Raw genomic sequence first — 24,521 nt, 5'->3', positions numbered from 1 at the left:
TCCTTTTCCGCCACGATCCGCATGCCGCGTGCGCCGGTATGACCCCGCTTGCATCGGCGCGTCCGATGAACCATGCTCGTTGAACAGGGGCCGGTGCGGGTGTCGCGCATCCGGCGCAACGGCAGGGAGCCGATCGTGACCGAATGTTTTGTCGATCGCGCCGACGCGGGTCGCCGGCTTGCGCACGCGCTGCAGGATTTTGCGGGGCGTCGCGACGTCGTCGTGCTCGCGCTGCCGCGTGGAGGCGTGCCGGTCGCATTCCCGGTCGCGCAGGCGCTGCGCGCGCCGCTCGACGTGCTGGTGGTGCGCAAGCTCGGCATGCCGTCCGATCCGGAATTCGCGATCGGTGCGATCGCGACCGGCGGAGCGATCCACCTGCAGCATTCGGCGATCCGCGCGATGGGCGTGACCGATGCGCAACTGGCCGACGTGATCGCGCGCGAGACGGCCGAACTGCAGCGCCGCGAAGCGCTGTATCGCGGCGCCCGGCCGCCGCTGCCGGTCGACGGCCGTATCGCGATCATCGTCGACGACGGCGTCGCGACCGGCGCGTCGATGCGCGTCGCGCTGCAGGCACTGCGCGAGCGCCATCCCGCGCGCATCGTGGCCGCCGTACCCGTCGCACCGGATGGTGCCGGGCGTGCGTTCGACGATTTGGCCGACGCGTTCGTGACGGTGCTGCAGCCGCTGTCGTTCTTCGGGATCAGCCAGTTCTACGCGCGTTTCGACCAGACCGGGGACGACGAGGTGCGTGCGCTCCTCGACGCGGCCCGTGCGCCGGACGACGGCGTCACGTCCGTCTGATACGGCGTCGGCGCGATCCCGGGCGTCCGGCTTCGGCCTGCGCGAATACGCGCTGCAGCGCCGGATGGACTTCGCTGCGCCAGCGCGCGCCCGTGAACAACCCGTAATGATCGCAGTCGTCGACATCGAGGCGCTGGCGCTCGCCGGCCTTGAGGCCGCGGCACATGGCGAGCGCCGCATGCGTCTGGCCGGTGCCCGTGACGGCGTCGCAACCGCCTTCGACCGTCAGCAGCGCGACGCCGCGCAGCGCGGCCGGCTCGACGCGCTGTCCGCCGACGTCCCACGTGCCGTTCGCGAGGCACATTCGCTGAAACACGATATCGACGGTATCCAGGAAATACTCGGCCGGCATGTCGAGCAGCGCCGTATATTCGCGCAGCGCACGCCGCGCGTCCGCCAGCGCCGTCAGGTCGAAATGCGACGCCGCGCGCGCGTAGTCCTCGATCAGCGTCAGAAAGCGTTGCGGATACAGCAGCGCGATCTCGCCTTGCTGAAGATAGGTCGGGAACACGTGCCGGCCACGGCCGGCGAAGCGCGGCGGCACGATGTCGATCAGGTGGCGGCGACACCACGCGAGCGATCGGGACGCGGCGGTGGTGCCGAGCGTGGTCGGGTTGACGCGCGCGTCGAGCGGCCCGCCGATCAGCGTGACGCTCGCAGGCGGTGCGAGGCCGCGCGCGGCGCGCAGCGCGAGTGCGCCGAGCGCGGGAACGGTGGCCTGGCACACGGCGACGACGTGCAGCGGCCGCGCGTCGCGGGCGAGCGCGTCGACGAAGCCGTCGAGCGTCGCCACGTATTCGTCGAGTCCGAAGCGACCCGCGGCGAGCGGCACGTCGCGCGCATTGACCCAGTCGGTCACGCAGACGTCGCCGTCCGCGAGCAGCGCCTCGACGGTTTCCCGCATCATCACGGCCGCATGTCCGGCGAGCGGCGCGCACAGCAGCACCGTGCGTCGCGTGTCGTCGCGCGCGAAGCGTCGCAACTGGCAGAACGGCGTGCGCGCGACGATCCGCTCGTCGACCGCCGCGCGCCGAATCTCGAAGCGCGGCGGCCCGGCGGCGGGCCCGAGGAGCGGCTCGAACAGGTCGTCGTAGCACGATGACGCGGCGTGCGCCAGCGTCGCGGCTGGCCACACGTCGAACGCGTGGCACGTCGCCGCGCGCCAGGCGCGCATCCATTCCCGCTGCTGCTCGACGACGGCATACCACATGGCGAACCTTGGGCGGAGGGGGCGTGAATCTGCATTATGGTCACTCTGGCCGCGCAGCGGGTGTCGGAAACGTGACCGGCCCTAGGCGGCGACATATGGCGCTGCTACAGTCGTCGATTCCATTCCCTCAAGTGGAGCGTTCGCGATGAAGCTGATCGGCATGCTGGATTCCCCGTTCGTGCGCCGTGCCGCCATTTCGGCGAAGCTGCTCGACCTGCCGTTCGAACACGAGTCGATCTCGGTGTTCCGTCAGTTCGACCAGTTCCAGACATTCAACCCGGTCGTGAAGGCGCCGACGCTCGTGACCGACGACGGTGCGACGCTGATCGATTCGTCGCTGATCGTCGACTATCTCGACCATCGCGTCGCGCCTGAGCGGCGTCTGCTGCCCGACGCCGCCGACGCGCGGCTGCGCACGCTCGTGCCGGTCGGATTCGCGCTGGCGGCGGCGGAGAAGACCGTGCAGGTGGTGTACGAGCACGCGTTGCGGCCGGCCGAGAAGCTGCACGCGCCATGGCTCGAGCGGGTGCTGGGCCAGATCGAGGCCGCATATGACAAGCTCGAGCCGCTCGTCGCGGCCGCGAATGGCTGGCTCGGCGGCGCGCGCCTGCTGCAGTCCGACGTGACCGTCGCCGTCGCGTGGCGCTTCACGCAATTCACGAGCGCCGAGTACCCGGCGCTCGCGCGGATCGATCCGGCCCGTTATCCGGCGCTCGCCGCACATTCGGCGCGGGCGGAAGCGCTGCCGGCGTTTGTCGAGACGCCGCTCGACTGAAGCCCGGCGGCTGTCGAGTCGGCACGGGAGCGAGGGCGGCGGGCGATGCAACCGACGTGCGATGTCGTCGCGACTCGGGCCGGCATCCGGCACGGATCGACTCGGCCGCCATCGGCCGCGTGGTCGCCCGTTTTCGCCTGGTGCGGCGTTCTCAAAACCCCGTTGCGCACGCTTCGCCTTGCGTCCCCGGGCCGTCCGCCGCCGGCCGCTCGGCCCGTCCGCCAAACGCCCGGCCGATTGTTCTCCATCGCTGACAAGTGACTTCGCATTCGCGCTGTTTATCCGGTTGCGGCCGATCCCTAGAATCCACTCCATCGAATATGCATTGCCTGATGGAGCCGAAGATGAGAGCGCTGATCGAATCGAGTCTGTACCACCCGTCCGTCGTGTTGCCGCTTGCCGCGTTGACGCAGCTGATGGTCGAGCGCGATTTCAATCTCGGCCAGGTCGGGCTGATCGTCGCGGCGCGCGGTGCGCAGGCTGCGGTGTCGCGTTCGCGGGCGCTGATCTTCTGCCGCCACTGCGAAGCGCACGCGTGATCGCGCGTCCAGCCAACAGATGAAAAAAAGCCCGGCCGGCGCAAGCCGGTCGGGCGGATCGGTTCGATCGAGCCCCGGCTTGTGCCGGGGCTTTTTCTTGGGCGATGCTCAGGCGCGGGCAGTCGACACGACGCCGTAGATCTCCGCGTCGTCGTCGTTCTCGCGCATCTCGCGCACCAACTGGTGCGCCTCGCGGCGCGTCGCGACGGCCGGCGGCGAGCCCTTGAGCGGCTGGCGTGCGGTTTCGGCAAGCGCGACGACCGACACGATGCCGATCACGGCGGCGCCCATCATGTAGTACGCGGGCATCATCAGGTTATGGGTCACGTCGACGAGCCATGCCGTGACGAGCGGCGTCGTGCCGCCGAACAGCGACACCGACACGTTGAAGCCGATCGCGAGCGCGCCGTAGCGGATCTCGGTCGGGAACAGCGCCGGCAGTGCCGACGGCATCACGCCGGTAAAGCACGACAGCAGCAAGCCGAGAATCAGCAGGCCGCCGAACACCGACGCGGTGGTGCCCGCGTGGATCAGCATCATCGACGGGATCGACAGCACCAGCAGGCCGACGCAGCCGGCCAGCATCACGGGCTTGCGGCCGATCTTGTCCGACAGGCGGCCGGCGGCGAGCGTCAGCGGCATCATCAGCACCATCACGATCAGCACCAGCACGAGGCTGTGCGACTCGTCGAAGTGCAGCGTCGACGACATGAAGCTCGGCAGGTACGACAGCACCATGTAGTCGGTCACGTTGAAGATCAGCACGAGGCCGACGCAGAGCAGCAGCGCGCGCCAGTTGCGCATCAGCGTTTCGCGGAAGCGCGCCTTCGGCACGGCCTTGTCCTGCGCTTCGCGCTCTTCGGCCTGGCGCTTGAACGCCGGCGTTTCTTCGAGCTTCATCCGGATGTACAGGCCGATCAGGCCGAGCGGGCCCGCGATCAGGAACGGCACGCGCCAGCCCCACGACAGCAGGGCTTCCTGCGACAGCGACGCGGTGAGCAGCGCGACGACGCCGGCGCCCATCACGTAGCCGATCAGCGTGCCGAATTCGAGGAAGCTGCCCATGAAGCCGCGGCGCTTGTCGGTCGAGAACTCGGCGATGAAGGTGGCGGCGCCGCCGTATTCGCCGCCGGTCGAGAAGCCCTGCACGAGGCGGGCGACGAGCAGCAGCACGGGCGCCATGATGCCGATCGACGCATAGCTGGGGATCAGGCCGATCGCGAAGGTGCCGACGGCCATCATGATCATGGTGGCGGCGAGCACGCGCTGGCGGCCGATGCGGTCGCCAAGCGGGCCGAACACCATGCCGCCGAGGGGGCGCACGAGGAACGCGGCGGCGAACGTGCCGAAGGTCGCGAGCAGCTGCGCGGACGGGCTGCTGGACGGGAAGAACACCTTGCCGAGCGTGACGGCGATATAGCTGTAGACACCGAAGTCGAACCATTCCATCGCATTGCCGATGGCCATCGCGCTGACGGCGCGCTTGAGCAGGCTCTGGTCGACGACGGTAATGTCGTCCGCGGCGAGCGGGGCCTCGCCGGACGACGTGGAGGAAGAAGCAGCGGTCGGGCTGACGTGTGTTGCGGTCAAGGTCATGCACTCCTTTGACTGCGCCGGAACGGGCGGGCCGTCCGACACGGTTTGCCGGCGAGCGCGATGTCGCGTGCTGCGCGTCGGGGCAGGCCATTTAGGCGCTTACTGCACATGAGGCGGTAAAGGGCCGTAAGGGACTGCTTCGACGCGGGCCCGATGGGCCGTCACGACGGTGCGCTCATGAAGAATGGGCCGCGTGATGCGAGCGGCAGATGCCGGCGCGGACGTGTCCGGCGATCCGGCAAGCGCCCCGGAGGGGCAACGAAACGAGAAAAGCGGGCCTGTCGGGCGGGCTTTCCTGTGGATGCAATTCCGGTCGAAGCACCGGCCCGCAACGCGCGGACGGACTTCTTTCGAAATTGAGTAGACAGAGATTGAATGTTGAAACAGGCGACATGATAGCACGATGACAGACGATCGTGCAAATTGCCCGGAATCCCCGGTCCGACGGCGGTTCCGGCGAGGCCGGCTCCGGTATGATCGGCGGCGCGCGGCGGGGTCGCGCGGCCCGCCGGACGGGGGCCGAATCTGCGAGGAACCGGATGACCGAACTGATCAGGATTGCGGCGCTGTTCGCCGTCACTGCACTGGCCGAAATCGTCGGCTGCTACCTGCCGTGGCTCGTGCTGAAGGGCGGCCGGCCCGTATGGCTGCTGGTGCCGGCCGCGCTGTCGCTCGCCTTGTTCGCGTGGCTGCTGACGCTGCATCCGAGCGCGGCGGGGCGCACGTATGCGGCGTACGGCGGCGTGTATATCGCGGTGGCGCTGATCTGGCTGCGGGTGGTCGACGGCATTGCGCTGTCCCGCTGGGACGTGGCGGGCGCGGTGCTCGCGCTTGGCGGGATGGCCATCATCGCGCTGCAGCCGCGCGCGTGAGCGCGGCTGCAGGCGCCGGTCGGGAGACGCCGCGTCAGGCGGCCTCGGCGGCGTCCGCGTCGGCGGACTTGCGCCACACGCAGGTTCCCTTGACCGATTTGTCGAGTTCGTCGAGCTGGGTCTGGTGGGCGGCGAGTTCGTCGTCGCTCGCCGCGAGAACCGGCAGGTCGAGCGACGCGAGCGACACGCGCTGGCCGTTCGCCGCGCCGCCGTCGGCGCCTGCGTCGTCGAGCATGTCGATCACGAGGCTGTCCTGGCCGCGCGTCATCGCGAGATAGACTTCGGCGAGCAGTTCCGAGTCGAGCAGTGCGCCGTGCAGCGTACGGTGCGCGTTGCTGATGCCGAACCGGTCGCACAGCGCGTCGAGCGAATTGCGCTTGCCGGGGAACATCTGCTTGGCCTGCACGAGCGTGTCGATCACGCCGCCGCAATGCTCGGTGAACGGCGGCAGGTCGAGCCGCGCGAATTCCGCGTCGAGAAACCCGAGGTCGAACGGCGCGTTGTGGATGATCAGCTCGGCGTCCTTCACGAAGTCGCGGATCTGGTCGACGACTTCCGCGAACTTCGGCTTGTCGCTCAGGAATTCGGTCGTGAGGCCGTGCACGGCCAGTGCGCCCGGGTCGCTGTCGCGCTCGGGGTTCACGTAGATGTGCAGGTTGTTGCCGGTGAGCCGCCGGTTCAGCAGCTCGACGCAGCCGATTTCGATCAGGCGGTCGCCCGTGCGGGGATTCAGGCCGGTGGTTTCGGTATCGAGAATGATCTGGCGCATGTCGGATAAATCGGGAAAGACAGTGGGGCGGCCTGCGTTCAGGCCACGAGCGATTCGACGCCGCGATTCGCGAGCGCGTCCGCGCGTTCGTTTTCGGGGTGGCCCGCGTGGCCCTTCACCCAGCGCCACTCGACCTCGTGCTGCGCGACGAGCGCGTCGAGGCGCTTCCACAGGTCGGCGTTCTTCACCGGGGTTTTCGCCGCGGTGACCCAGCCCTTCTTCTTCCAGCCGTGGATCCACTCGCTGATGCCTTTCTGCACGTATTGCGAGTCGGTATGGACGATCACGCGGCACGGCCGCTTCAGCGCCTCGAGCGCGGCGATCACGCCCATCAGCTCCATGCGGTTGTTGGTCGTGTCGGGCTCGCCGCCGAACAGCTCCTTTTCGCGGTCGCCGTAGCGCAACAGTGCGCCCCAGCCGCCGGGGCCGGGATTGCCCTTGCAGGCGCCGTCGGTATAGATGTCGATGGTGTCGGTGGTCATGAGTGTTCTTGGTGGGTGGTCGGGGTGGCCGCCGGCGTGAGGCCCGGCGCGAGCACGGGCTTCTTCATCTTGATCGGGCCGACGAGGCGCATGCCGCGCACGCGCTTGACGGCCGTGACCATGTAGACGGCGCCGAAGATCGGCCACCAGCGGTCGCCGGCGGCTTCCATGAAGCCGTAGCGGGCAAGCCATTTGTCGGTGACGAGCGGCGGCCGGTAGCAGCCGAAGCGGCCGCGCTCGAGATCGAAGCCGAGCAGCTTGATCCAGTCCTTGAGCCGGATGAACGCGATCTGGTCGCGCGCGGCCGGCACGAACGGACGGTTCGCCATGCGTCCGAACGATTGCCGCATGCCCCACAGGCTCAGCGAATTGAAGCCGGTGATCACGAGCTGGCCTTCCGGCATCAGCACGCGCTCGGCTTCGCGCAGCAGGCGGTGAGGGTCCGACGTGAATTCGAGCGTATGCGGCATCACGATCAGGTCGACGCTCTGCGACTCGAACGGCAGGTCGAGCAGATCGCTCCACGTCGTGCTGCGACCGGCCGGCGCATGTTCGGGCGCGTGCGCCTCGCGCGCCCACGGATACTGGTAGGGCGCGCTCGCGCCGCTCGCCGGGTCGAGCACGAGGCCGCGATACGGCATGCGGTTCTCGCGCAGCGCATCGAGCTGCGGCAGGCCGAGCTGCAGCGCGTGAAACCCGAAGACGTCGGACACGATCCGGTCGAGCTGCGCCTGCTCCCAGTCCAGCACGTAGCGGCCGGGCGGCGAGTCGGTCCAGGCGGGCCAGTCTATAATTTGACGATCGGACATAACGATGATTGCGCGCCCATGAACGAGCTGGAATACGTGCCGGTTCCGGCATTCGAAGACAACTATATCTGGCTCGTCTCGGACGGCCGCGATGCGATCGCCGTCGATCCGGGTGAAGCCGCGCCCGTACGCCGTGTTCTTGCCGAACGCGGCTGGCGGTTGACCGCTATTTTACTCACGCACCATCACGCCGACCATGTCGGCGGTGTCGCCGCGCTGCGCGATGGCCAACCGGACGATGTACCGCTGGTCGTCTACGGCCCGGCGGCCGAGGCGATCGGCGTGGTCATGCGGCCGCTCGCGGGCGGCGATCGCGTGACGCTCGACGCACCGGCGCTCACGTTCGACGTGCTCGACGTGCCGGGGCATACGCGCGGTCACATCGCCTATTTCCAGGCGGCCGGGCAGGGCGCCGCGACCCCTCATGTGTTCTGCGGCGACACGCTGTTCTCGTGCGGCTGCGGCCGCCTGTTCGAAGGCACGCCCGCGCAGATGCTCGCGTCGCTCGACGCGCTCGCGGCGCTGCCCGGCGACACCCGCGTGCATTGCGCACACGAATATACGCTGTCGAACATCCGCTTCGCGCTCGCGTGCGAACCGGGCAATGCCGCGCTCGCCGCCTGGCGCGACGACGCGCAGGCGCTGCGCGCGCGCGGTGTGCCGACGCTGCCCACCACGATCGCGCACGAACGCGCCGTCAACCCGTTCATGCGGTCGGACAGCCCGGCCATCCATGCGACGCTCGAGGCCGAGCTGCACGAAACGGTGCCGGATCGCCTCGCGGCGTTCACGCTGATGCGGGAGTGGAAAAACCGATTCCGATGACGATTTCCGGAGGACTCCAAAAGCTCAAGCGGAGTCTGTAAAAATTGCTCCAAATGTAGGATTTGGCTGAGTTTTCGGTGTTTTTATTGACGTGAAGCACGCACTTCCGTAGTATCGCCAGCAATTTCCAGCCGTCGGAAGCCGAGATTTTCATGCGACTTATATTGAGTGCGATGGTGGTCCTGCTGCTCGCCGCTTGTGCGAGCCAGGCTCCTGTCGCCAACAACGCCGCCGATTCGCAGGCGGCGTCCAACTACCTCCGTAAATCAGCCACCGCCAAAGAAACTGTCGACGTCGACAAGCAATCCGTCGGCGACCTGACCAGTGCAGATTCCGATCTCTGGGGCCGCATCCGTCGCGGCTTCCAGATGCCCGATCTGCAAAGCGACCTCGTCGACATGCAGACGACCTGGTACACGCAGCGTCCCGATTACGTGCAGCGCATGACCGAGCGCTCGCAGAAGTACCTGTATCACATCGTCGAGGAGCTCGAGGCGCGTCATATGCCGACCGAGCTCGCGCTGCTGCCGTTCATCGAATCCGCGTTCAACCCGCAGGCGCTGTCGGTCGCGAAGGCGGCCGGCATGTGGCAGTTCATGCCGGGCACGGGCCGCACGTACAACCTGAAGCGCAACATGTGGCAGGACGAGCGCCGCGACGTGCTCGCGTCGACGAGCGCCGCGCTCGACTACCTGTCGCGCCTGCATGACATGTTCGGCGACTGGTATCTGGCGCTGGCCGCGTACAACTGGGGCGAGGGCAACGTGCAGCGTGCGATCGCGCGCAACCAGGCGGCCGGCCTGCCGACCGACTACCAGAGCCTGCGGATGCCGAACGAGACGCGCAACTACGTGCCGAAGCTGCAGGCGGTGAAGAACATCATCGCGAATCCGCAGCAGTTCGGCCTGGCGCTGCCGGAGATCCCGAACCACCCGTATTTCGTGACGGTCACGACGTCGCGCGACATCGACGTGGCGGTGGCCGCGAAGCTCGCGAACCTGTCGCTCGACGAGTTCCGTTCGCTGAACCCGTCGTTCTCGAAGCCGGTGATCCTCGGCGCGACCGAGCCGCAGATCCTGCTGCCGTTCGACAACGCGGCAGCGTTCGAGAAGAACCTGAAGGCCTACAACGGCCAGTTGTCGACGTGGACCACCTATACGGTCAGCGAGCGCGCCCGCCCGGCCGCGATCGCCGAGAAGATCGGTGTCGACGCCGACACGCTGATGTCGGTCAACAAGATTCCCGCCGGCATGCGCCTGAAGCCGGGCTCGACGATCGTCGTGCCGCGCGGCGATGACGACGACGAGGACATCAGCGCGGACGTCGCGGAAAACGGCGTGCTCGCGATGGAGCCCGACGTACCCGACACGCGCAAGATGCTGATCCGCGTGCGCCGCAAGCAGTCGATGGCGGCGATCGCCGGCCGCTACGGCGTGTCGGTCGCCCAGCTGAAGGCATGGAACCGCACGCATCGCGATCTCGCGATGCCGGGCCAAGCGCTCGTGCTGCACGTGCCGGTCGGCCGCGCGGTGCCGGCCGAGCCGGGTCCGGAGCGGATCGCGACATCGACCGCCGGCGCGCGTATCGAGCGCGCGAGCCTGTCCGTCGGCGGCAAGTCGCGCGGCGCGAAGCACGGTGCCGCGAAACCGGCGGCCCGCGCGACGAAGGCTGCTTCCGCGAAGGCTGCTTCCGCGAAGGCGGCGCCGGCCAAGGCCGCGCCGAAGGCCGCTGCAAACAAGGGCAAGAAGAAGTAACGCGGTCGCGGCTGCAGCGCGGCGGTCCGGCCGGATCGTGCGCTTGCGTTATCATCCGATGAAACACGAAGCAACGCCGTCACCGAGGTGACGGCGTTTTCGTTTGTGCGCGGCAGCGGCGGCGCTGCTTCGCGCGGCCGGGATCGGATCACGAGGAGGAGCGATGTCGTCGGTGCAGGTGAGGGTGCTCGCGCTGTTTGCGGTCGGATATTTCGTGTCGTACGTGTTCCGCGGCGTCAATCTCGGCTTCGCGCCGTTCGTCACGCACGAGCTCGGGCTCTCGGCCGCCGATCTCGGGCTGCTCACCAGTCTCTATTTTCTCGGCTTTGCCGGCGCGCAGATTCCGGCCGGCGTGCTGCTCGACCATTTCGGCCCGCGCCGCGTGACGGCCGGGATGCTGCTGTTCGCGGCTGCCGGCGCCGCCGTGTTCGGCGTCGCGCACGACCTTGGCACGATGATGGTCGGCCGGCTGCTGATCGGCGTCGGCGTATCGGTCTGTCTCGGTGCGGCATTCAAGGCGCTCGCGCAGCATTTTCCGGTCGGCCGGCTGCCGCTCGTCAACGGTATCGTGATGGCTGTCGGCGGCCTGGGCGGCGTCGCGGTCGGCTCGCCGTTGACCTCGCTGCTCGGCGTGACAAGTTGGCGCGTGATCTGCGGTGGCCTCGCGGTGCTGACGATCGTCGTCGCGGCCGCGATCGGCTTCGGCGCGCCGGACGCCGAGCGGCCGCGCCATCAGGGCGGACTCGTCAGCCAGTTCAAGGGCACCTGGCACATCCTCGGCAGCCGTGCATTCTGGAAGATCTCGTCATTCTCGATCGTCACGCAGGGCGTGTTCTACGCGATGCAGTCGCTGTGGGTCGGTCCGTACCTGCGCGACGTCGCGGGGTTCGATGCGCAGCACGCCGCACGGCTCGTGTCGGTGCTCGGCTTCGCGATGATGGCCGGCTGTGTCGGTTTCGGCGCGGCGGCGCGCGTGCTCGAGCGCCGCGGCGTGTCCGTCCAGGCGTTTTGCGGCGTCGGCATGGTGCTGTTCGTCGTCACGCAAATCGCGATCGTCGCGCGCGTGCCGCTGCCGCCGGCCGTGCTGTGGGCGGCCTACGGCATGTTCGGCGGCGTCGGAATCCTGACCTATGCCGTGCTGGCCGGCCACTTCCCGGCCCAACTGATCGGCCGCGCGAACACGACATTGACGCTCGTGATCTTCGTGCTGATCTTTGCGTTCCAGATCGGTATCGGCGCGGTGCTGTCGCACTGGCCGGCCGTCGACGGCCATTACCCGGCTGCCGCGCACGTCACGGCGTGGAGCATGCTGCTCGTGCTGCAACTCGCAAGCGCGGTCTGGTACGTATGGCCCGCGCGCAGCGCTGGCAAGCATGTTGATCCGGCGGTACGCTGACGGGTAGGGCGGCTGCGGAAACGGGGCCGCAGCAACGAACGGCGCGCGTGACGCCACGGCATTGCGCGCGCCGCATGCGTGATCGGACGGCCATATCGATTGAAGATAAGGCCATTTTCGGGCTATAATTTGAAAGTTTGTGCTGATCAACCTCGCACCCTAGCGCCTACCTCACTCATCCCGTTCATCCGCCGCACGCCGCCTGTCGGGCGATGCCGCGAAGCCTCGTGCGCCACGCGCCGGGTTCGCGTGCCGACACCGCAGGTCGCGTCCAGCTAGCGACTCCGCGCGCCTACGCAGCGCGGCGCTCGCGCGGCAGGGTAAACAGGTCGGCAGCAGGGTGTTCCCCAAGGAGCCTCCCGTGTTGCCGTCTTTTTCTCCCGCCTTGCTTGCACTCGCCGACGGCACGGTCTTTTGTGGTTATTCGATCGGGGCCGAAGGCCATACGATCGGTGAAGTCGTGTTCAACACCGCGATTACCGGCTATCAGGAAATCCTGACTGATCCGAGCTACGCGCGTCAGATCGTCACGCTCACCTACCCGCATATCGGCAACGTCGGCGTCAACGCCGAAGACGTCGAAGCCACGAAAGTCCATGCCGCCGGCCTGATCATCCGTGATCTGCCGACGCTCGCATCGAATTTCCGCATGGACCGCACGCTCGGCGACTACCTGCGCGACGAAGGCGTCGTCGCGATCGCCGGCATCGATACCCGCAAGCTGACCCGCATCCTGCGCGACAAAGGCGCGCAGAACGGCTGCATCCTGGCCGGCTCGAACGACGAGGCGAAGGCGATCGAACTCGCGCGCTCGTTCCCGGGCCTCGCGGGCATGGATCTCGCGAAGGTCGTGTCGACCACGAAGCCGTTCGAGTGGAAGCAGACCGAATGGCGCCTCGGCAGCGGCTACGGCATGCAGGAAGCGCCGAAGTACCGCGTCGTCGCGTACGACTTCGGCGTCAAGTACAACATCCTGCGCATGCTGGCGGAGCGCGGCTGCCACGTGACGGTGCTGCCGGCCGAGGCGAGCGCGGCCGACGCGCTGGCACTGAATCCGGACGGCATCTTCCTGTCGAACGGCCCCGGCGATCCGGAGCCGTGCGACTACGCGATCGCGGCGGCCAAGGAATTCATCGAGCGCGGCGTGCCGACCTTCGGCATCTGCCTCGGCCACCAGATCATGGGCCTCGCGGTCGGCGCGAAGACGCTGAAGATGAAGACGGGCCACCACGGCGCGAACCACCCGGTGAAGGATCTCGGCGACGGTCGCGTGGTGATCACGTCGCAGAACCACGGTTTCGCGGTCGACGCGGATTCGCTGCCGCCCAACGCGCGCGTGACGCACGTGTCGCTGTTCGACGGCACGCTGCAGGGCTTCGAGCTGACCGACAAGCCGGCATTCTGCTTCCAGGGCCACCCGGAAGCGTCGCCCGGCCCGCACGACATCGCGTATCTGTTCGACCGCTTCACCGCACTGATGGACGCGGCGAAGCGGCGCAACGCCTGACGCAACTGAAGCAACCGAAGAACGGGAGATTCGCATCATGTTCGGCCACGCACTCGGCATCACGGATATCTGGACCTACGTGTTCGGCGTGATCTTCATCATCCTGCTGCCGGGGCCGAACTCGATGTACGTGCTGTCGCTCGCGGCGCAGCGCGGCGTGAAGGCCGGATATCGCGCGGCCTGCGGCGTGTTCCTCGGCGACACGGTGCTGATGGTGCTGTCCGCCGCGGGCGTCGCGTCGCTGCTGAAGGCGAACCCGCTGCTGTTCTCCGTCGTCAAGTACGGCGGCGCCGCGTACCTGCTGTACATCGGTGCCGGGATGCTGCGCGGCGCGTGGCGAAAGCTGCGCGCGCGAGCCGATGCGCCGGCCGATGCACCGCGTGCGGTCGACGGCGAGCGACCGTTCCGCAAGGCGCTGATCGTGAGCCTCCTGAATCCGAAGGCGATCCTGTTCTTCATCTCGTTCTTCATCCAGTTCGTCGACCCGGCGTTCCCGCATCCCGCGCTGTCGTTCGTCGTGCTCGGGGCGATCGCGCAATGCGCGAGCTTCCTGTATCTGAGCACGCTGATCTTCGCGGGCGCGCGGCTCGCCGAGCATTTCCGCCGCCGCCGCAAGCTCGCGGCGGGCGCGGCGAGCAGCGTGGGCGGCCTGTTCATCGGTTTCTCGGTGAAGCTCGCGCTCGCCACCATGAGCTGAGCGCAGCCGCCGATCCGCGACAACGCCACGACAAAGATTACTTACTGAATTCACAAGCCATGCCAAAACGCACAGACATCAAAAGCATCCTCATCATCGGCGCCGGCCCGATCATCATCGGCCAGGCTTGCGAGTTCGACTATTCGGGCGCGCAGGCTTGCAAGGCGCTGCGTGAAGAGGGCTACAAGGTCGTCCTCGTGAACAGCAACCCGGCGACGATCATGACCGACCCGAACACGGCCGACGTCACCTACATCGAGCCGATCACGTGGGAAGTCGTCGCACGCATCATCGAGAAGGAGCGCCCGGACGCGATCCTGCCGACGATGGGCGGCCAGACCGCGCTGAACTGCGCGCTCGACCTGCACCACCACGGCGTGCTCGAGAAGTTCGGCGTCGAGCTGATCGGCGCGTCGCCGGAAGCGATCGACAAGGCGGAAGACCGCCAGAAGTTCAAGGAAGCGATGACCAAGATCGGTCTCGGCTCCGCGAAGTCGGGCATCGCGCACTCGATGGAAGAAGCGACCCAGGTGCATGCCGAGATCATGGCCGGCACCGGCGGCAGCGGCTATCCGGTCGTGATCCGTCCGTCGTTCACGCTCGGCGGCTCGGGCGGCGGCATTGCATACAACCGCGAAGAGTTTGAAGAGATCTGCAAGCGCGGTCTCGACCTGTCGCCCACGCGCGAGTTGCTGATCGAAGAGTCGCTGCTCGGCTGGAAGGAATACGAGATGGAAGTCGTGCGCGACCGCGCCGACAACTGCATCATCGTGTGCTCGATCGAAAACCTCGACCCGATGGGCGTGCACACCGGCGACTCGATCACGGTCGCGCCGGCGCAGACGCTCACCGACAAGGAATACCAGATCCTGCGTAACGCATCGCTCGCGGTGCTGCGCGAGATCGGCGTCGACACCGGCGGCTCGAACGTGCAGTTCTCGATCAACCCGAAGGACGGCCGCATGGTCGTCATCGAGATGAACCCGCGCGTGTCGCGTTCGTCGGCGCTCGCATCGAAGGCGACCGGCTTCCCGATCGCGAAGGTCGCGGCGAAGCTGGCGGTCGGCTACACGCTCGACGAGCTGAAGAACGAAATCACCGGTGGCCAGACGCCGGCATCGTTCGAGCCGACGATCGACTACGTCGTCACGAAGATCCCGCGTTTCGCGTTCGAGAAGTTCCGCGAAGCCGATTCGCGCCTGACCACGCAGATGAAGTCGGTCGGCGAAGTGATGGCGATCGGCCGTACGTTCCAGGAATCGTTCCAGAAGGCGCTGCGCGGCCTCGAAGTCGGCGTCGACGGTCTCGACGAGAAGTCGACCGACCGCGACGAGATCGCGATCGAGATCCACGAGCCGGGCCCGGACCGCATCTGGTACGTCGGCGATGCATTCCGCATCGGCATGACGGCCGAGGAAATCTTCGCGGAAACCGCGATCGACCCGTGGTTCCTCGAGCAGATCGAGCAGATCATCCTGAAGGAAAAGGCGCTCGCGGGCCGCACGCTCGCGTCGCTGACGTTCGACGAGCTGCGCTTCCTGAAGCAGAGCGGCTTCTCCGACCGCCGACTCGCGAAGCTGCTCGGCGCGACGCCGGAAGACGTCCGCCGCCGCCGCGTCGAACTGAACGTGCGCCCGGTCTACAAGCGCGTCGACACCTGCGCGGCCGAGTTCGCGACCAAGACGGCCTACATGTACTCGACCTACGAGGAAGAGTGCGAGGCGCAGCCGACCACCAACAAGAAGATCATGGTGCTGGGCGGCGGCCCGAACCGGATCGGCCAGGGCATCGAGTTCGACTACTGCTGCGTGCACGCGGCGCTCGCGATGCGCGAGGACGGCTACGAAACGATCATGGTCAACTGCAACCCGGAAACGGTGTCGACCGACTATGACACGTCCGACCGCCTGTACTTCGAGCCGCTGACGCTGGAAGACGTGCTCGAGATCGTCGACAAGGAAAAGCCGGTCGGCGTGATCGTCCAGTACGGCGGCCAGACGCCGCTGAAGCTCGCGCTCGACCTCGAGGCGCACGGCGTGCCGATCGTCGGCACGTCGCCGGACATGATCGATGCGGCCGAAGATCGCGAACGCTTCCAGAAGCTGCTGCAGGACCTCGGCCTGCGCCAGCCGCCGAACCGCACCGCACGCGCCGAAGAAGAAGCGCTCGCACTGGCGGCCGAAATCGGCTACCCGCTCGTCGTGCGCCCGTCGTACGTGCTGGGCGGCCGCGCGATGGAAATCGTCCACGAGCCGCGCGACCTCGAACGCTACATGCGCGAAGCCGTGAAGGTGTCGAACGATTCGCCGGTGCTGCTCGACCGCTTCCTGAACGACGCGATCGAATGCGACGTCGACTGCATCTGCGACGGCGAGTCGGTGTTCATCGGCGGCGTGATGGAGCACATCGAGCAGGCGGGCGTCCACTCGGGCGATTCGGCATGCTCGCTGCCGCCGTACTCGCTGTCGAAAGAAACGGTTGCCGAACTGAAGCGCCAGACGGGCGCGATGGCGAAAGCGCTGAACGTGGTCGGCCTGATGAACGTGCAGTTCGCGATCCAGCAGGTGCCGCAGGCGGACGGTTCGAAGCAGGACATCATCTACGTGCTCGAAGTGAACCCGCGCGCATCGCGCACGGTGCCGTACGTGTCGAAGGCGACCAGCCTGCCGCTCGCGAAGATCGCGGCGCGCGCGATGGTCGGCCAGAAGCTCGCGCAGCAGGGCGTGACGAAGGAAGTCGAGCCGCCGTACTTCAGCGTGAAAGAAGCGGTGTTCCCGTTCGTCAAGTTCCCGACCGTCGATCCGGTCCTCGGGCCTGAAATGCGTTCGACCGGCGAAGTGATGGGTGTCGGCCAGACGTTCGGCGAGGCGCTGTTCAAGTCGCAGCTCGCGGCGGGTTCGCGCCTGCCGGAGTCGGGCACGGTGCTGCTGACCGTGATGGACGCCGACAAGCCGAAGGCGGTCGAAGTCGCGCGCATGCTGCACGACCTCGGCTACCCGATCGTCGCGACCAAGGGCACGGCTGCCGCGATCGAAGCGGCCGGCGTGCCGGTGAAGGTCGTCAACAAGGTGAAGGACGGCCGTCCGCACATCGTCGACATGATCAAGAACGGCGAGATCGCACTCGTGTTCACGACGGTCGACGAGACGCGTCAGGCGATCGCCGATTCGCGTTCGATCCGCATGAGCGCGCAGGCGCACAAGGTCACGTACTACACGACGATGTCGGGCGCGCGCGCGGCCGTCGAAGGCTTGCGCTACCTGAAGGATCTGGAAGTCTATGATTTACAAGGTCTTCATGCTCGCCTAAACTAAGCGTTCAGTTACCTGTCGAAGCAACACGTGCCGCGATTAAGCGGTGTTTCCGGTTCGCCGGAAATGCGCTTAATCGCGGTGATTTTTTTTATAGCCGTTTTTAGCGATTGAGCCGTTTATGAGCACCATTCCGTTGACAAAGCGTGGCGCAGAGCAACTGCGCGATGAATTGCAGCGCCTCAAGTCCGTCGAGCGGCCGGCCGTGATCAACGCGATCGCGGAGGCCCGCGCACAGGGCGATCTGTCCGAAAACGCCGAATACGACGCTGCGAAAGAAAAGCAGGGCTTCATCGAGGGTCGCATCGCGGAAATCGAATCGAAGCTTTCGGCCGCGCAGGTCATCGATCCCACCGTGCTCGACGCCGAAGGCCGCGTGGTCTTCGCATCGACGGTCGAACTCGAGGATCTCGAGTCCGGCGACACCGTCAAGTACCAGATCGTCGGCGACGACGAAGCCGACATCGATCACGGCCTGATTTCGGTCAGTTCGCCGATCGCACGCGCGCTGATCGGCAAGTCCGAAGGCGACGTCGCGGCCGTGCAGGCGCCGAGCGGCGTGCGCGAATACGAAATCATCTCGGTCAGCTACATCTGAAGCGGGGCGACGTGATGCCGCATCGCGTGTTCCGTCTGCTGTCGGCCGTGTGGGTCGGCAGCCTGCTGACGATCGGGTATGCGGTCGCGCCCGTGCTGTTCAAGACGCTGGAGCGGATGACGGCCGGCTCGGTCGCCGCCCAGTTGTTTCGCATCGAGGCGATCCTCGGTGTCGTATGCGGCGTGTTGCTGCTCGCGCTGTCGAACCAGCAGGTGCGGCGCGGCAGTGGCGATTACCGGCGCGTGCGCTGGATCGTCGCGGCGATGGTCGCGTGCGTGCTGGTCGGGTATTTTGCGCTGCAGCCGTTCATGAACGCGCTGCGGGTGGCCGCGATGGAGGCGGGCACCGATATCGCGAACTCGCCGTATGCGAGCCGCTTCGGGATGCTGCACGGCGTTTCGAGCCTGTTCTATCTCGTCGAAAGCGTGCTGGGGCTGATGCTGATCTGGCGTTTGCCGGCGCGAGACGCCTGAACGGCGTGTGCGCCGCACCGGCAGGGCGGCACGGGGTGCCCCGTGCCGCGCGGCAGGATTACTTGCCCTGGTGCGGCCGCTTCGTGCTGGCCTGACGCTTTTTCGCACGCTTCACGGTGCCGCCCGCCGTCACGCGCTCGTTGCCGCGCACCGTGACCTTTACCGGCCTCGGACGGCGCACGGGGCTCGCGTTCGGCGACACCTTGACGACCTTGACGGTGCGCGGCGCACGGCCTTTCTTGTCGTCGACGGCTTCGGCCGCGCTCGGCAGCGCGCCGGCACGACGGCCGCGGGCCGGGGCCGCCACGGCAGCCTCGGGCTTCCAGATCACCAGCAGCTTGCCGATGTGCTGGATCGGCGCCGCATTCAGGCGGTCGCAGATCTCGTCGTAAATGGCGACGCGCTCATCGCGCTCGTCACCGAATACACGAATCTTGATCAACTGGTGCGCGGCAAGGTGCACCTTGATTTCCTTCAGCACGGCGTCGGTCAGCCCGTCGGCGCCGATCAGCACGACGGGCTTGAGCGCATGGGCCTGGGAGCGCAGCGCGGAGCGCTCGGCGGGGGAAAGCGAAAGGGCGGGCATGGAAATGTCGAAATCTAAATAGGGGCGCGCTGCATCAGAAGCGAATCGCGGGAAGTTACCGCATCAGCCGCGCGCCGAAACCACGTAAAATCGCGGCTTGGGCCCGGAAGGGGCCGCAGCCGCGCGAAGAAGACGCGTATTATCCGCCAAAAGCACGGCTTCACGAAGCAAATAGCAGCAATCTCTCTCTCGAATGGCAAAAAACCGCTTTAACCAGCACTGGCTGCACGACCACATCAACGACCCGTACGTCAAAATGGCGCAGCGGGAGGGCTATCGCGCGCGTGCCGCGTACAAGCTGAAGGAAATCGACGAGCAGGACAAGCTGATCCGTCCGGGCCAGGTGATCGTCGATCTCGGCGCGACGCCGGGCAGCTGGAGCCAGTATGCCCGCAACAAGCTCGCGCAGGGCAAGAAGCGTGACGCGGAGCGCGAAGGCGGCATCGACGGCACGATCGTCGCGCTCGACATCCTGCCGATGGAACCGATCGCCGACGTCCACTTCCTCCAGGGCGACTTCCGCGAGGACGAGGTCCTTCACCGGCTCGAGGAAGTGCTCGAAGGCCGCTCGGTGGACCTTGTTATTTCGGACATGGCCCCCAACCTCTCGGGCGTGGCCTCGGCGGACGCGGCGCGCATCGAGCATCTGTGCGATCTGGCGCTCGAATTTGCGCAGAATCATCTGAAGCCGGAAGGTGCGCTGCTCGTGAAGTGTTTCCACGGCAGCGGCTACAGCCAGATCGTCGAAAAGTTCAAACAGCAGTTTAAGATCGTCGCGCCGCGCAAGCCGAAGGCGTCCCGCGACAAATCGTCCGAAACGTTCATTTTGGGCCGGCAACTGAAGCATCCGCGGTGACGCGGGGCGCGGTGCCGCAAACGGGCTCCGGCCCTTGCCAGACAAGCGAAGCGCTATCGCGACGGTTGTCAATGCTTATGGCAGGGGTGGTCGGACTGGATTAGAATGACCGAGGAGCGCCGCAAGGAAAATGTAGGCGCTCGTCTACGAGTGAAGGAGTGGTGCTTTGAACAACAATATGTTTTCGAAGGCAGCAGTGTGGCTGGTGATCGCACTGGTGCTGTTTACGGTGTTCAAGCAGTTCGACAAGCCCCGCGTCCAGGAAGGTGTGTCCTATTCGCAGTTCATGGACGACGCCAAGAACGGCAAGGTCAAGAACGTCATCGTGCAGGGGCGCAACCTCACCGTCACTCCGGCTGATGGCCAGAAATACCAGATCGTGTCGCCCGGCGACATCTGGATGGTCGGCGATCTGATGAAATACGGCGTGCAGGTCAGCGGCAAGGCCGATGACGAGCCGAACGCGCTGATGTCCGCGTTGTACTACCTCGGGCCGACGATCCTGATCATCGTGTTCTGGTTCTACATGATGAGGCAGATGCAGGGAGGCGGCAAAGGCGGCGCATTTTCGTTCGGGAAATCGCGTGCGCGGCTGATCGACGAGAACAACAACGCGGTGAACTTCTCCGACGTCGCGGGCTGCGACGAAGCGAAGGAAGAAGTGTCCGAGCTCGTCGACTTCCTGCGCGACCCGCAGAAATTCCAGAAGCTGGGCGGTCGCATTCCGCGCGGCGTGCTGCTCGTCGGCCCTCCGGGTACCGGCAAGACGCTGCTCGCCCGCGCGATCGCCGGTGAAGCGAAGGTGCCGTTCTTCAGCATTTCGGGTTCCGACTTCGTCGAAATGTTCGTCGGCGTCGGCGCGGCCCGTGTGCGCGACATGTTCGAGCAGGCGAAGAAGCACGCACCGTGCATCGTGTTCATCGACGAAATCGACGCGGTCGGTCGTCATCGCGGCGCCGGCATGGGCGGCGGCAACGACGAGCGCGAACAGACGCTGAACCAGATGCTGGTCGAGATGGACGGCTTCGAAGCGAACTCGGGCGTGATCGTGATCGCCGCGACCAACCGTTCCGACGTGCTCGACAAGGCGCTGCTGCGTCCGGGCCGTTTCGACCGTCAGGTCTATGTCGGCCTGCCGGACATTCGCGGCCGCGAGCAGATCATGCGCGTGCACCTGCGCAAGGTGCCGATCGCGAACGACGTCGACGCAGCGGTCATCGCGCGCGGCACGCCGGGCTTCTCGGGCGCCGATCTCGCGAACCTGGTGAACGAAGCGGCGCTGTTCGCCGCCCGCCGCGGCAAGCGCATCGTCGAGATGCAGGATTTCGAGGACGCGAAGGACAAGATCTTCATGGGTCCGGAGCGCAAGTCGGCGGTGATTCGCGAAGAAGCGAAGCGTGCGACGGCTTACCACGAGTCGGGCCACGCGGTGATCGCGAAGTTGCTGCCGAAGGCCGACCCGGTGCACAAGGTCACGATCATCCCGCGCGGTCGCGCGCTGGGTGTCACGTGGCAGCTGCCGGAGCATGACAACGAGACGTACTCGAAGGACTACCTGCTCGACCGCCTGGCGATCCTGTTCGGCGGCCGCGTGGCCGAGGAGCTGTTCCTGAACCTGATCAGCACCGGCGCGTCGGACGACTTCAACAAGGCGACGCAGACGGCGCGTGCGATGGTGGCGCGTTTCGGCATGACCGACGCGCTCGGACCGATGGTCTACGTCGACGACGAGAACGACAGCGGCCCGTTCGGCCGCGGCTTCACCCGCACGATCTCGGAAGCGACGCAGCAGAAGGTCGACGGCGAAATCCGCCGCGTGCTCGACGAGCAGTACGGCCTTGCGCGTCGCCTGCTCGAAGAGAACCGCGACAAGGTCGAGGCGATGACGGCCGCGCTGATGGAGTGGGAGACGATCGACGCCGATCAGATCAACGACATCATGGAAGGGCGTCCGCCGCGCTCGCCGAAGAGCTCGCCGGCCGTTGGCGGCGATTCCTCGGGTGGCGGCACGGCCGCCGAAGTGAAGCCCGGCAACGCGCCGGCGCCTGCTTCGCCGGCCTGACCTCCGCCGTAGCACCGTTCACGGGCTGGTGTGGCTTCACACCGGCCCGTTTTGCATTCATCAACACCTCCCGCCCGTGCCCGAATCCGCAGTTTCAGCCTCCATTCCCGCGCCGCTCCAGTGCGGCCGTTTCTCGCTGACGTTCGAACGCCCGCTCGTGATGGGCATTCTCAACGCCACCCCCGATTCGTTTTCCGACGGCGGCCGCTTCCTCGCGCGCGACGATGCGTTGCGCCAGGCCGAGCGGATGATCGCCGAAGGCGTCGACCTGATCGATATCGGCGGCGAGTCGACGCGTCCCGGTGCGCCGCCCGTGCCGCTCGACGAGGAACTCGCGCGCGTGATCCCGCTCGTCGAAGCGCTGCGGCCGCTGAACGTGCCGCTGTCGATCGACACCTACAAGCCTGCCGTGATGCGTGCGGCGCTCGCTGCCGGCGCGGATATGATCAACGACATCTGGGGGTTCCGCCAGCCGGGGGCGATCGACGCGGTGCGTGAAGGCAACAGTGGACTGTGTGCGATGCACATGCTCGGCGAGCCGCAGACGATGCAGGTGGGCGAGCCCGACTACGGCGACGTCGTGACCGACGTGCGCGACTTTCTCGCCGCACGCGCGCAGGCGCTGCGCGACGCGGGCGTCGCGGCGGAACGGATCTGCGTCGATCCCGGGTTTGGGTTCGGCAAGGCGGTGGTCGACGACAACTACGCGCTGCTGGCCGCGTTGCCGGACACGGCGCCCGCGCGGCCCGACGGGCGCGCGTATCCGATTCTCGCGGGCATGTCGCGCAAGTCGATGCTCGGCGCGGTGATCGGCGGCAAGCCGCCGATCGAACGCGTCGCGGCGAGCGTGGCGGCCGCATTGTGCGCAGTCGGGCGCGGCGCGGCGATCGTGCGTGTGCACGACGTCGCGGCGACGGTCGATGCGCTGAAGGTCTGGAACGCCGTGCGCGAAGCCGCGCGGCAACGATAAGTCAGAAGTCAGAAAGACGAAGGAGGAAGGTTCGCCATGGGACGTCGATATTTCGGCACGGACGGCATTCGCGGCACGGTGGGCGAGGCGCCCATCACGCCTGATTTCGTGTTGCGTCTCGGCTATGCGGCCGGCAAGGTGCTGGCCGGCGCGGCCGACGTCGCGGCGGGTGCGCGTCCGACGGTGCTGATCGGCAAGGACACGCGCGTGTCGGGCTACATGCTCGAGGCCGCGCTCGAGGCCGGTTTTTCGGCGGCTGGCGTGGACGTGATGCTGGCCGGCCCGATGCCGACGCCGGGCGTCGCGTACCTGACGCGCGCGCTGCGCCTGTCGGCCGGTGTCGTGATCAGCGCATCGCACAACCCGTATCAGGACAACGGGATCAAGTTCTTCTCCGCCGACGGCAACAAGCTGCCGGACGATACCGAGGCCGAGATCGAGGCATGGCTCGACAAGCCGCTCGAGTGCGCGTCGTCGGACCGGCTCGGCAAGGCGCGTCGCCTCGACGACGCGGCCGGTCGCTACATCGAGTTCTGCAAGAGCACGTTCCCGGCCGCATACGACCTGCGCGGGCTGAAGCTCGTGATCGACTGCGCCCACGGCGCCGCGTACCAGATCGCGCCGCACGTATTCCACGAACTCGGCGCGGACGTGATCCCGATCGGCGTCGCGCCGAACGGCTTCAACATCAACGACGGTGTCGGCGCAACGGCGCCAGACGCACTGGTGCGTGCAGTGCGGGCGAACCATGCGGATCTCGGCATCGCGCTCGACGGCGATGCGGATCGCCTGCAGGTCGTGGATGCGACGGGCCGGCTGTACAACGGCGACGAATTGCTCTACGTGCTCGTCAAGGACCGGATTGCGACCGCCGGCAAGGTCGACGGCGCGGTCGGCACGCTGATGACGAACCTCGCGGTCGAGGTCGCGCTGCAGCGCGAGGGCGTGCAGTTCGTGCGTGCGGCCGTCGGCGACCGCTACGTGCTCGAACAGTTGCGCGAGCGCGGCTGGCAGCTCGGTGCGGAAGGCTCGGGCCACATCCTGTCGCTCGACCGCCATTCGACCGGCGACGGCATTGTGTCGGCGCTGCTCGTGCTGGCCGCGCTCAAGCGCAGCGGCCGCACGCTTGCGCAGATGCTGGACGGCGTCACGCTGTTCCCGCAGAAGCTGATCAACGTGCGGATGAAGCCGGGGGCCGACTGGAAGGGCAGCGCATCGATTCGCGCGGCGATCGACGCAGCCGAAAGCGCGCTCGCCGGCCGCGGCCGTGTGCTGATCCGCGCATCGGGCACCGAGCCCGTGCTGCGCGTGATGGTCGAGGCGCAGCATGCGGCCGACGCGACCCGTCACGCGGAAGCGATCGCCGACGCGGTGCGCGCGGCGACGAGCTGAGCCGAATCGGTGACGGCGCGCGACGGTCCGGCCGTGCGCGCGCCGCCTCTCCGGCGACTCGACAAGCGGCGCCTTCGGGCGCCGCAATTCGTCAGACGCAAAGGTTTGCGCTATTAAATAGAGGATGACGTCGGCGCGGATTTCGTCTGATGCAAGAAAACATCCGACCCTGAATCGTGATGACCGCGGCAAAGGGTTTTCCTGCCCCATGTGCCGCGAACACGATTCGCTCCGGACC

Annotated in this window: 22 protein-coding genes; 16 read left to right on the top strand and 6 right to left on the bottom strand. The window is 66.9% G+C overall.

The genetic code is table 11. The features are described from left to right. Positions 1-135 precede the first annotated feature (135 nt). Entirely contained in the window at positions 136-804 is a 669-nt protein-coding gene (locus tag WS45_RS24320) for a phosphoribosyltransferase (RefSeq protein WP_059702190.1), read from the top strand. Here the strand turns inward: WS45_RS24320 and phaZ are convergent. Next, the gene (gene phaZ, locus WS45_RS24315) at positions 791-2,014 is read right to left on the bottom strand and encodes a polyhydroxyalkanoate depolymerase (RefSeq protein WP_059702039.1); all 1,224 of its coding nucleotides are present in this window, start codon (positions 2,012-2,014) and stop codon (positions 791-793) included. The genes WS45_RS24320 and phaZ overlap by 14 nt on opposite strands. Positions 2,015-2,159: 145 nt before the next feature. Between phaZ and WS45_RS24310 the strand changes: the two genes are divergently transcribed. After that, entirely contained in the window at positions 2,160-2,789 is a 630-nt protein-coding gene (locus WS45_RS24310) for a glutathione S-transferase family protein (protein ID WP_059702037.1), read from the top strand. A 332-nt stretch (positions 2,790-3,121) separates the two neighbouring features. Further along, positions 3,122-3,328 (top strand): hypothetical protein, encoded by a 207-nt coding sequence (locus WS45_RS24305; protein ID WP_059702035.1) that lies wholly within the window; start codon positions 3,122-3,124, stop codon positions 3,326-3,328. 108 nt (positions 3,329-3,436) lie between these two features. On the opposite strand, the gene proP is transcribed toward WS45_RS24305, so the two are convergent. Further along, positions 3,437-4,924, bottom strand: coding sequence for a glycine betaine/L-proline transporter ProP (proP, locus tag WS45_RS24300; protein ID WP_059702033.1), 1,488 nt, complete (start codon positions 4,922-4,924; stop codon positions 3,437-3,439). Between the two features lie 539 nt (positions 4,925-5,463). Between proP and WS45_RS24295 the strand changes: the two genes are divergently transcribed. After that, positions 5,464-5,796, top strand: coding sequence for a YnfA family protein (locus WS45_RS24295; RefSeq protein WP_059523489.1), 333 nt, complete (start codon positions 5,464-5,466; stop codon positions 5,794-5,796). 34 nt (positions 5,797-5,830) lie between these two features. Here WS45_RS24295 and dnaQ read toward each other — a convergent pair whose 3' ends face one another. From dnaQ to WS45_RS24280, 3 genes are read right to left on the bottom strand one after another with little or no spacing between them, the layout of a single operon-like run. Next, on the bottom strand, positions 5,831-6,565 hold the full coding sequence (gene dnaQ, locus WS45_RS24290; protein ID WP_059523485.1) for a DNA polymerase III subunit epsilon: 735 nt from the start codon (positions 6,563-6,565) through the stop codon (positions 5,831-5,833). Positions 6,566-6,603: 38 nt separating this feature from the next. Next, positions 6,604-7,047 (bottom strand): ribonuclease HI, encoded by a 444-nt coding sequence (gene rnhA / locus WS45_RS24285; RefSeq protein ID WP_059523484.1) that lies wholly within the window; start codon positions 7,045-7,047, stop codon positions 6,604-6,606. After that, positions 7,044-7,856 (bottom strand): class I SAM-dependent methyltransferase, encoded by an 813-nt coding sequence (locus WS45_RS24280; RefSeq protein ID WP_059523482.1) that lies wholly within the window; start codon positions 7,854-7,856, stop codon positions 7,044-7,046. The genes rnhA and WS45_RS24280 overlap by 4 nt, the downstream gene beginning before the upstream one ends. An 18-nt stretch (positions 7,857-7,874) precedes the next feature. Between WS45_RS24280 and gloB the strand changes: the two genes are divergently transcribed. From gloB to WS45_RS24240, 8 genes are all read left to right on the top strand, one after another. Continuing rightward, entirely contained in the window at positions 7,875-8,681 is an 807-nt protein-coding gene (gene gloB, locus WS45_RS24275) for a hydroxyacylglutathione hydrolase (RefSeq protein WP_059691166.1), read from the top strand. A gap of 152 nt (positions 8,682-8,833) precedes the next feature. Beyond that, positions 8,834-10,435 carry a transglycosylase SLT domain-containing protein gene (locus WS45_RS24270; RefSeq protein ID WP_059702031.1) on the top strand — a complete coding sequence of 534 codons (1,602 nt, stop codon included), beginning with the start codon at positions 8,834-8,836 and terminating at the stop codon, positions 10,433-10,435. A 163-nt stretch (positions 10,436-10,598) separates the two neighbouring features. Next, positions 10,599-11,831, top strand: a complete 1,233-nt coding sequence (locus WS45_RS24265) for an MFS transporter (protein WP_059702029.1) — start codon at positions 10,599-10,601, stop codon at positions 11,829-11,831. A gap of 361 nt (positions 11,832-12,192) precedes the next feature. After that, positions 12,193-13,338: a glutamine-hydrolyzing carbamoyl-phosphate synthase small subunit gene (gene carA, locus WS45_RS24260; RefSeq protein ID WP_059702028.1), complete on the top strand. Its 1,146-nt coding sequence runs from the start codon at positions 12,193-12,195 to the stop codon at positions 13,336-13,338. Between the two features lie 37 nt (positions 13,339-13,375). Then, positions 13,376-14,035, top strand: coding sequence for a leucine efflux protein LeuE (gene leuE, locus WS45_RS24255; protein ID WP_059523472.1), 660 nt, complete (start codon positions 13,376-13,378; stop codon positions 14,033-14,035). Between the two features lie 59 nt (positions 14,036-14,094). After that, complete coding sequence (carB, locus tag WS45_RS24250) at positions 14,095-17,349, top strand: carbamoyl-phosphate synthase large subunit (RefSeq protein ID WP_059691169.1); 3,255 nt, start codon at positions 14,095-14,097, stop codon at positions 17,347-17,349. Between the two features lie 118 nt (positions 17,350-17,467). Then, on the top strand, positions 17,468-17,944 hold the full coding sequence (greA, locus tag WS45_RS24245; RefSeq protein ID WP_021163362.1) for a transcription elongation factor GreA: 477 nt from the start codon (positions 17,468-17,470) through the stop codon (positions 17,942-17,944). Between the two features lie 14 nt (positions 17,945-17,958). After that, positions 17,959-18,417 (top strand): DUF4149 domain-containing protein, encoded by a 459-nt coding sequence (locus WS45_RS24240; protein WP_059523468.1) that lies wholly within the window; start codon positions 17,959-17,961, stop codon positions 18,415-18,417. Positions 18,418-18,475: 58 nt separating this feature from the next. On the opposite strand, the gene WS45_RS24235 is transcribed toward WS45_RS24240, so the two are convergent. Next, positions 18,476-19,003, bottom strand: coding sequence for a YhbY family RNA-binding protein (locus WS45_RS24235; protein WP_059523466.1), 528 nt, complete (start codon positions 19,001-19,003; stop codon positions 18,476-18,478). Positions 19,004-19,196: 193 nt separating this feature from the next. On the opposite strand from WS45_RS24235, the gene WS45_RS24230 reads away from it, so the two are divergent. The 4 genes from WS45_RS24230 (at position 19,197) to glmM (ending at position 24,283) form a co-directional block, all read left to right on the top strand. After that, complete coding sequence (locus WS45_RS24230) at positions 19,197-19,859, top strand: RlmE family RNA methyltransferase (RefSeq protein WP_059523464.1); 663 nt, start codon at positions 19,197-19,199, stop codon at positions 19,857-19,859. 166 nt (positions 19,860-20,025) lie between these two features. Further along, complete coding sequence (ftsH, locus tag WS45_RS24225) at positions 20,026-21,921, top strand: ATP-dependent zinc metalloprotease FtsH (protein ID WP_059465595.1); 1,896 nt, start codon at positions 20,026-20,028, stop codon at positions 21,919-21,921. A gap of 76 nt (positions 21,922-21,997) precedes the next feature. Further along, on the top strand, positions 21,998-22,891 hold the full coding sequence (gene folP, locus WS45_RS24220; protein WP_156437262.1) for a dihydropteroate synthase: 894 nt from the start codon (positions 21,998-22,000) through the stop codon (positions 22,889-22,891). Positions 22,892-22,927: 36 nt separating this feature from the next. Next, positions 22,928-24,283: a phosphoglucosamine mutase gene (gene glmM / locus WS45_RS24215; RefSeq protein WP_059523459.1), complete on the top strand. Its 1,356-nt coding sequence runs from the start codon at positions 22,928-22,930 to the stop codon at positions 24,281-24,283. Positions 24,284-24,521 lie beyond the last annotated feature (238 nt).

The organism is Burkholderia sp. RF2-non_BP3, assembly GCF_001522185.1.
In the GTDB taxonomy this organism is placed as follows: Bacteria; Pseudomonadota; Gammaproteobacteria; order Burkholderiales; family Burkholderiaceae; genus Burkholderia; species Burkholderia diffusa.
The sequence above is the reverse complement of the archived record's forward strand: the minus strand, read 5'-3'. Positions and strand labels throughout refer to the sequence as shown.

Bases quoted from the DNA above. Each gene is read 5' to 3' on its own strand.
- phaZ (WP_059702039.1), bottom strand. From the start codon at position 2,014: ATGTGGTATGCCGTCGTCGAGCAGCAGCGGGAATGGATGCGCGCCTGG.
- WS45_RS24310 (WP_059702037.1), top strand. From the start codon at position 2,160: ATGAAGCTGATCGGCATGCTGGATTCCCCGTTCGTGCGCCGTGCCGCC.
- WS45_RS24305 (WP_059702035.1), top strand. From the start codon at position 3,122: ATGGAGCCGAAGATGAGAGCGCTGATCGAATCGAGTCTGTACCACCCG.
- proP (WP_059702033.1), bottom strand. From the start codon at position 4,924: ATGACCTTGACCGCAACACACGTCAGCCCGACCGCTGCTTCTTCCTCC.
- WS45_RS24295 (WP_059523489.1), top strand. From the start codon at position 5,464: ATGACCGAACTGATCAGGATTGCGGCGCTGTTCGCCGTCACTGCACTG.
- dnaQ (WP_059523485.1), bottom strand. From the start codon at position 6,565: ATGCGCCAGATCATTCTCGATACCGAAACCACCGGCCTGAATCCCCGC.
- rnhA (WP_059523484.1), bottom strand. From the start codon at position 7,047: ATGACCACCGACACCATCGACATCTATACCGACGGCGCCTGCAAGGGC.
- WS45_RS24280 (WP_059523482.1), bottom strand. From the start codon at position 7,856: ATGTCCGATCGTCAAATTATAGACTGGCCCGCCTGGACCGACTCGCCG.
- gloB (WP_059691166.1), top strand. From the start codon at position 7,875: ATGAACGAGCTGGAATACGTGCCGGTTCCGGCATTCGAAGACAACTAT.
- WS45_RS24270 (WP_059702031.1), top strand. From the start codon at position 8,834: ATGCGACTTATATTGAGTGCGATGGTGGTCCTGCTGCTCGCCGCTTGT.
- WS45_RS24265 (WP_059702029.1), top strand. From the start codon at position 10,599: ATGTCGTCGGTGCAGGTGAGGGTGCTCGCGCTGTTTGCGGTCGGATAT.
- leuE (WP_059523472.1), top strand. From the start codon at position 13,376: ATGTTCGGCCACGCACTCGGCATCACGGATATCTGGACCTACGTGTTC.
- carB (WP_059691169.1), top strand. From the start codon at position 14,095: ATGCCAAAACGCACAGACATCAAAAGCATCCTCATCATCGGCGCCGGC.
- greA (WP_021163362.1), top strand. From the start codon at position 17,468: ATGAGCACCATTCCGTTGACAAAGCGTGGCGCAGAGCAACTGCGCGAT.
- WS45_RS24240 (WP_059523468.1), top strand. From the start codon at position 17,959: ATGCCGCATCGCGTGTTCCGTCTGCTGTCGGCCGTGTGGGTCGGCAGC.
- WS45_RS24235 (WP_059523466.1), bottom strand. From the start codon at position 19,003: ATGCCCGCCCTTTCGCTTTCCCCCGCCGAGCGCTCCGCGCTGCGCTCC.
- WS45_RS24230 (WP_059523464.1), top strand. From the start codon at position 19,197: ATGGCAAAAAACCGCTTTAACCAGCACTGGCTGCACGACCACATCAAC.
- glmM (WP_059523459.1), top strand. From the start codon at position 22,928: ATGGGACGTCGATATTTCGGCACGGACGGCATTCGCGGCACGGTGGGC.